The 9419-nt window shown below is 63.1% G+C and carries 5 protein-coding genes and 1 pseudogene; 4 read left to right on the forward strand and 2 right to left on the reverse strand.

Translation table 11 applies throughout. The features are described from left to right. Window positions 1-10: 10 nt before the first annotated feature. Both H7C18_RS16695 and H7C18_RS16700 read left to right on the forward strand, forming a co-directional pair. Window positions 11-859 (forward strand): AraC family transcriptional regulator, encoded by an 849-nt coding sequence (locus H7C18_RS16695; protein WP_185130220.1) that lies wholly within the window; start codon window positions 11-13, stop codon window positions 857-859. Between the two features lie 93 nt (window positions 860-952). Then, window positions 953-2350, forward strand: coding sequence for an ADP-ribosylglycohydrolase family protein (locus H7C18_RS16700; protein WP_185130221.1), 1398 nt, complete (start codon window positions 953-955; stop codon window positions 2348-2350). A 146-nt stretch (window positions 2351-2496) separates the two neighbouring features. Here the strand turns inward: H7C18_RS16700 and asd are convergent, their stop codons facing one another. Continuing rightward, the gene (gene asd / locus H7C18_RS16705; RefSeq protein WP_185130222.1) at window positions 2497-3300 is read right to left on the reverse strand and encodes an archaetidylserine decarboxylase; all 804 of its coding nucleotides are present in this window, start codon (window positions 3298-3300) and stop codon (window positions 2497-2499) included. 198 nt (window positions 3301-3498) lie between these two features. Here asd and H7C18_RS16710 point away from each other — a divergent pair, with 198 nt between their 5' ends. Beyond that, window positions 3499-4674 carry a glycosyltransferase family 4 protein gene (locus H7C18_RS16710; protein WP_185130223.1) on the forward strand — a complete coding sequence of 392 codons (1176 nt, stop codon included), beginning with the start codon at window positions 3499-3501 and terminating at the stop codon, window positions 4672-4674. A 46-nt stretch (window positions 4675-4720) separates the two neighbouring features. On the opposite strand, the gene H7C18_RS16715 is transcribed toward H7C18_RS16710, so the two are convergent. After that, window positions 4721-6073 carry an Nramp family divalent metal transporter gene (locus H7C18_RS16715; protein WP_185130224.1) on the reverse strand — a complete coding sequence of 451 codons (1353 nt, stop codon included), beginning with the start codon at window positions 6071-6073 and terminating at the stop codon, window positions 4721-4723. 204 nt (window positions 6074-6277) lie between these two features. Here H7C18_RS16715 and H7C18_RS16720 point away from each other — a divergent pair. Next, a pseudogene (locus H7C18_RS16720) lies at window positions 6278-9419 on the forward strand (hypothetical protein); the annotation flags it as partial.

Here is a 9419-nt window from a genome sequence, read left to right on the forward strand (position 1 = left end):
GAGAGACCGCATGTTGGAAATGTTCAGCTTCGAAGCTTCGGTTCCGCTGCATTTGTTCGAATACCGCCTGAAGCGGGAACGGACGGAGGAGCATTGGCATTCTTTCTACGAGATCGGGTACTGCGCCGAAGGAAGCGGCCGGTTCCGGATCGGGGAAGCGGAGACGGCGGTCGGGCCGGGCTCCGTTTTGCTGTTTCCGCCGTACGAGCCGCATATCGGAGAAGGCGACGAGGACCGCGCGTGCCGCTGGTACTTTGCCTACTTCGACGAGCGGCTTTTGCCCGCGGACGAGCGCAAGCTGCTGCGGGCGTTCGTTCGCCCGGGCGTCTGGAACGAGCGGCAGCTGCGGGCTGCGGCGCCCGATTTTCCGGCATTGGGCGACTGGTTCGCCGCGATGCTGAACGAGTACGAGGCGAAGCGGCCGCTGTACGGAACGGTGCTGCGCGCCCGCATGCTGGAGCTGGTCGCGCGCCTGCATCGCGCGGAAGAGTCCCGCCACTCCCGCGAGGAGTGGAGCGGCCGGATGAAGGCGCTGGAGCGGCTGCGTCCCGCGCTCGATCACGTGGCCGCCTCGTTCCGCGAGCCGCTCGAACTGGCGGACGCGGCGGAGCGGGCGGGGCTCAGCGCGTCGCGATTCCGGCATCTTTTCATAGAGGGGACGGGCAAGAGGTTCAAAGAGTACTTGACGTTCGTCCGCATCCAGGAAGCGAAGCGGCTGCTTGCGACGGGGGACGGAACCGTAACCGAGATCAGCCTGGCCTGCGGATTTCAGAGCGCCGCCCCGTTCTACCGTTCGTTCCGTCAACTGGTCGGCGTTCATCCGCTTGAATATCGTCGCCGCCATTCGGGGCGAGAATAGCCGTTTTTGAGAAGGGTATGGCCGGAAAGAAGAAGCGCAACGGCGTCCCCGCGGGTATGGTTAAGACAAAACCGATAAGGGAGCGTGCTTGCGATGGCAGGTTGGGACCGATTGCGGCAGCTGGTTCGTCTGGAAATCGTGCAGAGACGGGAAGAAGGCTGCAGCGTGGACGGGATGGAGGAGAAATGGAGAGCATGCGGCGAGGACGAAGCGAAGCTGACGGAGCTGTACCGGGAGCTGGCGCGGCTTGAGGTATCGACCGACTTTCCGTTCGAAGAGCCGTCCGATCTGACGGGCATTCGCCGGCTGCGGCCGGACGGACCGCGCCGATATGAGGCCGATCATGACGAGATGACGTGGAACGACCGGTTCCTCGGCGCTTGGCTCGGCCGTTTGAGCGGCTGCGCGCTTGGCAAGCCGTTGGAGAACTGGGCGATGATGAGCGGAAGCGACGGGCGCCCGGGCTGGCGCAACGTCCAGCTATGGTTCGAAGGAGCCGACGCTTACCCGATTCGCGGATACGTACCGGAGCGTTCCCGCGCAGAATCGCTGGGCCTCTCGCTGGCGCGGTGGGGAAGCGCCAGCACGCGCGAAAGCATCCGCTTCATGGAGAGCGACGACGATGTCCGCTACACGGTGCTCGGCCTGCTCATGCTGGAGGAGCGAGGATTGAACTGGGACTCCTGGGACATCGGCAAGCTGTGGCACAGCCGGCTCGCCTACCAGCAGGTTTGCACCGCGGAGACGCAGGCCTACCTCAACTTCGCGCAGACGACCTTCCATGCGGGCGGAGAGAAACCGGCGGACTGGGAGGCTCGCCTGGCGTGGGTGCGCACGCATCTGAATCCGTACCGGGAATGGATCGGCGCGCAGATTCGGGCCGACGGCTTCGCATACGGCGCGGCGGGCCATCCCGAACTGGCGGCGGAGCTGGCCTGGCGCGACGCTTCCTTTTCCCACGTGAAGAACGGCATCTACGGGGAAATGTTCGTCGCCGCGATGATCGCCGCCGCGTTCGTCGAGTCCGACCCCGAGAAGATCGTCGCCGCCGGCTTAAGCGAGATCCCCGCGACGTCCCGGCTGGCCGCGGACGTCCAGCGCGCAATCGAGATTGCGCGATCCGCCGAAGAGCCGCTGGAGCTGGTCGAGCGGATCTGGGAAGCGTTCAAGCACTACGATCCCGTGCATACGAACAACAACGCGGCGCTTGTCGCGGCTTCGCTCATCCACGCGAACGGAGATTTCGATAAGGGAATCACGACCGCCGTTCTCGGCGGATGGGACACCGACTGCAACGGCGCGACCGTCGGCTCTATCCTCGGAGCGAGCCTGGGCGCACGCGTGCTTCCCGCGCAGTGGATCGAGCCGCTGAACGACACACTGCATGCCGACCTGCACGGCTTCCACCCGATCGCGATCTCCGAATGCGCCCGGCGCAGCTACCGGGTTTTCCGGCGGCTCCGGGAAGAAGCGGCCAGCTTGGCGGACTAAGCGAACGGACGGCCTTTGGCCATGAATAACCGATAAATTCGGTTATTCATGGCCAAATGGAGGTTGAGCGACCGGAGATAGCCGAAAAAATCGGCTAACGGGTGCACATGGCGGTCCCCATGACGGGAGATAGCCGAAAAAATCGGTTATCTCCCGTCATCCTCCTCTCCGGCCAGCGTGCCGAGCCGCTCGCCCATGCGCACTTTGGCGCCGGGCTTCAGGTCGGAGCGGGGCTCGCAGGTGCCGTCTTCGGCCAGCAGCACGACCGTCGAGCCGAATTCGAAATAAGCGAGCTCGTCGCCTCGCTCCAGCCGCTTCGGCCGAGGCTCCACGTACCGGATGCTGCTGACGTTGAGCGCGCCGACTTTGACGACGGCGACTTCGCCGCCGTCGTGCCGGATGTACGTCACGAGCCGCTCATTCCGGGACAGCACTTTTCGCATCGACGTGAGGCCGAACTCGTTGACCGGGTAGACCCGGCCCGGAATCGCTTCGCTCTCAACCACGGCGCCCGAGCAAGGCGCGTGAATCCGGTGATAGTCGGTGGGACTCAAATAGAGAACCCAATAACAGCCGTCCCGGTATTGGGACATCCGGGGCGAATCGTTCAGCAGCTCGTCCAGCGTATAGTCCTGCCCTTTGACCTGCAGCAGCGTTCCGTCGCGAACGACGCCGCAGGCGGTAATCAAGGCGTCGACGGGACTGACGAGGGCGTCGGGCGCGGGATCGACGGGGCGAGAGCCCGGCTTCAGCCGCCGGGTAAAAAATTCGTTCAGCGACCCGTACTGTTCGATCGGCTTCTCCGCCTCGTGAGCCGCGATCCGGTATATCGCCGCGAAGCGGGGAATCATGCGCCGGCTCAGCGGCGATTTGGCCAACCGTCCCGTCAGGCGGGACACGAATTTGCGCGAGGTCAACTCGGTCATGGCGCGCAGCAGCCAACGGTTCATCTGGTTCCCGGCAACTCCTTTATCTCCCATGTTCAAGACCGGCGCGCCGTCTTCAGGCGCTCGGCGCTACGATTTCATTTAGTGTGCCACATCCCTCCGCAAAGTTCAAATCCCCAAGATGGACAACCGCCGTGTTCGTTTGCACGCCGCACGTGTATGCTATCTCGATCAGTTCGCTTGAGCAGGAGGGAGCGCACCATGGTAAAGGTGGCATTCGTAACGCCCGGCGACTATCCGGTTCCTTCGCCCCGCGGAGGCTCCGTTGAACGGGTCGTGGAGAAAGTCGTGCCGCTGCTCGTTCCGTCCGTCGACGCCCGAATTTTCGGACGGATCGGCCGCAGGCTGCGGACGCGAGGGCTGCATCGGGGCGTTCCGTGCGAACGGTTTCCGGCCAAAAGCAAAGCCCGGTACTGGCGAGCGGTAACGAACCGGCTTCGCGTCTATCGCCCGGACGTGATCCAGATCGAGAACCGGCCGTTGATGGTTCCCGTGTTGAAACGGCGTTTTCCGCAGGCGCAAGTGTGGCTAAGCCTTCAATCGAACACCTTCCTCGAACGTCCCTATATGACCCCGCGTTCGCTTCCGGGATGTCTGGAATCGGCGGACCGGATTTTGGTCAACAGTCATTTTCTGAAAAAATACATCGCTCGGCGCGTTCCCCAAGCGGCGGAGAAGACGGGCGTCGTCCATCTCGGCGTCGAAGCGAACCGGTTCGCCGGGGGGCTGAAGGAGCTGGAGAAAGCGGAGCGGGGATGGAGCGGGCGCCGTGTCGTTCTGTTCGTCGGCAGGCTCATTCCGCTCAAAGGAGTGCACTTGCTGCTCGAAGCGCTGCCGGAACTCGTTCGCGAAGCGCCCGACGTACTTGTCGCCATTGTGGGCAGCCCGTTCTATGGCTCGCCCGTGACGACGTCGTATGTCCGCAAGCTGCACCGGATGGCCAAGCCATGGAAGAGACACGTTCATTTTCAGCCGTATGTCAGCCACCTTGAAATTCCCCGGTGGTTCGCGGCCGCGGACATCGCGGTGGTTCCTTCGGTGCGGCGGGAAGCGTTCGGCCTCGTCAACGTCGAGGCGATGGCATCGGGGCTGCCGGTCGTCGCCAGCCGCGTCGGTGGCGTATCCGAAGTCGTCGAGGACGGCGTGACGGGATTGCTGTTCGACCCGGCGAACGCCCGGTCCGAGCTCGGGTCCCGGATCACGCGGCTGCTGCGCGACGAAGCGCTGCGGCAGCAGATGGGCCGCAACGGCATGGAGCGGGTGCAGCGGCATTTTACCTGGGAGCACACGGCGGACCAATGGCTAGAGCAGCTGCGGCTGGCAACCGGCCGGGAGCGGGCCGGGACGGGACCCGATCGTTCTGAATTCCTTATTTAAGAAGAAGAGAAGCCTCTCCCCGGGCGGGGAAGAGGCTTCTCGACGTTTAACCGAAAAGGGTGGCATACAGCAGATAAGCGTTCAGAACGACGATGAGTCCGGTAATCGCCCAGGCGGTCATTTTCAGCCACGGACGGTTGGCGAATTCCCCCATCTTCTTCTTGCTGGACGTGAATTTAACGAGCGGCACGACCGCGAACGACAGCTGCATCGACAGAATGACCTGGCTGAGGATAAGCAGATCGTTCGTTCCTTTCTCCCCGTACAGCGCCGTTACGATGACCGCCGGGATGACGGCGATCATGCGCGTGATGAGGCGGCGAAGCCAAGGGGCCATCCGAAGCCCCAGGAAGCCTTCCATGACGATCTGCCCCGCGAGCGTGCCGGTCAGAGTGGAATTCTGGCCCGATGCCAGCAGCGCGACTCCGAAGAAGATGGAGGCCATCGTCGTTCCGAGGAGCGGGGCGAGCAGGTGGTACGCTTCGCCGATATCGGCGACTTCCGAGTGCCCGCTTGTGTGGAAGGCCGCCGCGGAGATGATCAGAATCGCCGCGTTGATGAACAAAGCGAAGAACAGCGCGATCGTCGAATCCAAGGTCGCGAAGCGGATCGCCTGGCGTTTGCCCAGCGTCGTCTGCTCGTACTGCCGGGTCTGCACGATGGAAGAGTGCAGGTACAGGTTATGCGGCATGACCGTGGCGCCCATGATGCCGATCGCGATGTACAGCATCGCCGGGTTCGACACGATCTCGGATTTCGGCACGAAGCCCCGGACCACATCGCCGAACGCGGGATGCGACAGAATGAGCTCCGCTCCGAAGCAGATGCCGATGATCGCGATCAGAGCGATGACGAACGCTTCGAGATAGCGGAAGCCTTTGTGCTGCAGGAACAAGATGAGCAGCACGTCGGCCGAGGTCAGAATGACGCCGTAGAGCAGCGGCAAACCGAACAACAGGTTCAGCGCGATGGCGGCGCCGATCACTTCGGCCAGGTCGCAGGCCGCGATGGCCAGCTCGCAAAGGAACCACAGTCCGTAATTGACGGGCTTGCTGTAATGATCCCGGCACGCCTGGGCGAGGTCCCGGCCGGTGACGATGCCGAGCTTCCCGGCCAGAGCCTGAAGAACCATGGCCATCAGATTGGAAAAGAGAATGACGGCGAGCAGCGTGTATCCGAATTGGGAACCGCCGGCGATGTCGGTCGCCCAGTTGCCCGGGTCCATATAACCGACCGCTACCATGTAGCCGGGTCCGACGAAAGCGAGAAATTTACGGAACCATGAACCGTTCTTCGGAATTCTCAGCGAACGGTGCGCTTCGGGCAGCGAGGGCTGGCTCGCTTGACGGCGCCAGCCGCGCTGCGATTTCCCCGGCGCGACTGCCAGATCGTCTTGCATGTTGATCACCTCTCAGAAGTCGTCCCTAAAGTTGTTCAGGGCAACCTTTTTGGCGTATGAGACATAATGTTTCCCTAGTGCAAAACTTCTTGATGGTTATAATATACGCTCGGCGCCCCGAAATGTAAACCTGTTTTTTTGCGTGACGCGCCCATGGGTGAATGCATATGATATGTTAGCTTGCATGCAGGGAAGGAGAGGGACATGAGAAAGGGCAAAGGCAATAAGAAACCGGGGCCTCGCCGGCCGTTATTCTACGTCGACAATCCGAACAAGATGGAGCTTCAATGGCTGGACGAGATGCAGATTACGGATGAAAAACAGGTCAATGTGCACGGCTCCTCGGCTGCGGCGCCGCCTGCCCCGTCCAGGCAGGCCGGAGGGAACGCCAAAAACGCCGCCGCGCCGGTTCCCGGAGCGAAGACCGCAGGGACCGACAAGAAAGAGCGGAGCCATACGGAGGCGGTCTCCAAAGCGATCGCCAACGCGACCGAGCTGCAACAGAAGAACGAACAGGAGCAAATGTCCGCCGTAATGGAAGAGGAGCAGGAGATCGTGGCGGTCGTCGAGGCGGCTGCCAAGCAGGCGGCGGATTCTGCCGATTCGTTGGCTGCGCTGATGAAGGAGCAAGCTCCGGCGGCGAACGCTCCGCAGGCTCCGATTGCAAACGTTTCGGCGGTGCCGGAAGCTCCCTACGAATTATTGGAACGGGAAGAGCGCAGCCGGAGACTCGACGAACGGAAGCGTCCCGCGCGGCCGACGCCGATCGTCTATACAGATGATTTGGCGGACGAATCGGTTACCGCGGCCAAGCTGGCGCCTTATTCCGTCGAAACGGAAAAGCTCGCACCCGAATCCGTCGCGACCGAATCGATCGCCGATTTCGCCGTGACGGCCATCAAACTGGCGGACGGATCGATTACCTCCTCCAAGTATGCCCCCGAATCGATCACCGGCGAGCATCTGACCAAAAATTCGATCTCCGGGCAGAAAATCCGGGACCGGTCGGTCACCGGGGAAAAGCTGAAGGACGGAAGCGTCTCGTCCGCGAAGCTGGCGGACCGCACGATCAGCGCCGACAAGATCGCCGAAGGCTCGATCCAGCCCAAACATCTGAGTGCGGCGATCATCACCTCGGAGCTGCTGCAGGATCAGGCCGTCACGTCGGAGAAGATTCGCAGCGGCGCCATTCGAAGCGAGAATTTGTCCAACGAATGCATCGATACGTCCAAGCTGGCCGACGACGCCGTCACCCCTTCCAAGCTGAAGAAGGAAGCGGTCACGTCGGAGAAGGTGGCCATGGAAGCGATCGACTCCATCCATCTCAAAAAAGGCTTGATTCTGGCGGATCACGTGGCGCTGGGGGTGGTGCAGGGAAAACATCTGGCTCCGTCCTCCGTCTCGTCCGAACATCTCGTCGCAGGCTCCGTAGGCACGGACGCGCTGGCCGAACGTTCGGTAACGGGAAACAAGCTGGCCCAAGCAACGGTAGCGGCGGAGCACCTTCGCCCGGCCGTCGTTCTCGGCGTCCACATCGGCGAAAGAGCCGTTGACGTCCGCCACCTGAAGGACGGCGCGGTTACCGCCGCCAAACTCGCGGAATCGTCCGTCGCGACGGTGCATCTGGTCGAGCAGACCGTGACGTCGTCCAAGATCGCCGACCAGAGCATCGTCTCGGCGAAGCTGGCCGATGAAGCGGTAAATACGAAGCAGCTGGCCAAGGGAAGCGTAGTTTCCGACAAACTGGCCGATCATGCGGTCGGACGCCGGCATCTGGCCGAAGGAGCGGTCGGAACCCGCGAGCTGGCCGGCCGTTCGGTCACTTCCGAGCATCTGCAGGATGGGATCGTCGGCACGTCGCAGCTCGCGGCCGAAGCGGTGACGATTCGGCAGCTGGCCCGTAAAAGCGTGAGCACGGAACAGTTGACGTCGGGAGCGGTGCGGAGCGAGCAGCTTGCGCAATCGGCGGTGGAAGCCCGTCATGTGTCGGAAGGAGCGATCCAGACGGCGCATCTGGCGGCAGCCAGCGTAACCGGAGAGAAGCTGGCCGCCGAAAGCGTCGGTGCGGACCATTTTCGCGAGGCATCGGTTCAAAGCGACGCGATCGCCGCCCAAGCGGTCGAAGGCAGGCATCTGAAGGCGGGAGCGATCGACGGGAGCCATCTCGCGCCAGGGGCGATTCACGCCGAAGCGATACGGCCGGGGGCAGTAATGGCGGAGCACATCACTCCCGGATCGGTAGGCGAGCGTCAGTTGGCGGTTCGATCGATTTACTCCCACCATTTGACCGATCATCTGGTCACCTCGCTGAAGCTGTCGCCGGAGAGCGTGTCCACCGATAAACTGGCCGACCTCTCCGTGACGACGGCGAAGCTGGCGGACCAAAGCGTTACCGCGTCGAAGCTGGGGGCAGGCGTTGTGGGACGGCAGGCGATCGCGTTCGGCTCGGTCACGGAGCTCGCGCTTGCGGACGAAGCGGTCGGGGCGCGCCATATCCAGGCGGGTGCGGTGATGGAGGATCACTTGTCCAACGGCAGCGTCGTCGAGGCGGCGGTCGCGCCGGGGGCGATCGGTCCGGATGCGCTCCAGGACGGCGCCGTGAGCCGGCGTCATCTGGCGGTAGAATCGGTCGGCAGCCGACAACTGGCGGCGCAGTCGGTGCTCGGGTTCCATCTCGCGGAGAACAGCGTCCGGGAATTGCATATCGCCGACGCCAGCATCGGCAGCTCCAAGCTGATGGAGAACAGCGTGGGCAGCGGGCAGCTTCAGGAAGGCAGCGTGGGGCACAAGCATCTGGCGGCCAGCTCCGTGGCGGAAGCGCAGTTGTGCGAAGACAGCGTCGGTCCGGTGCAATTGCAGGCGGGGGCGGTCGAAGCGTCTCATCTGGCCCCTCGATCCGTAAACGGCTCGTCGCTTGCCGACGGTGCCGTAACGGCCGAGAAGCTGGCTGAGGGAAGCGTGGATTCGCGGCATCTGGCGATCGGAAGCGTCGGCAGCGAGCATCTGATGCTGGAGACGGTAGAAGGCAAGCATCTGAGCCCGGACTCCGTGCAGAGCTTTCATCTGCGGAAAGGGACGGTATCGGTCTCGCATCTGGCTCCGGATATGTTCACGCTCGTAAAGCGGGCGGAACAGCGGATCGGATCGGAGCGGCTGGAGCCTGCCGCCATCGCGTCGGTTCACCTGCGGGACGGTGCCGTCGTCAGCGAGAAGCTGGCCGCGGAAGCCGTCGGCGAGGAGCAATTGGCGGATGCGGCGGTGACGGAAGCGAAGCTGGCGGACGGCAGCGTGACGGCAGGCAAGCTGGCACCGGGCGCGGTGGTAGCGGAAGCGTTGGCTCTCGAAG

This window comes from Cohnella zeiphila (genome assembly GCF_014212055.1).
GTDB lineage: Bacteria > Bacillota > Bacilli > Paenibacillales > Paenibacillaceae > Cohnella > Cohnella zeiphila.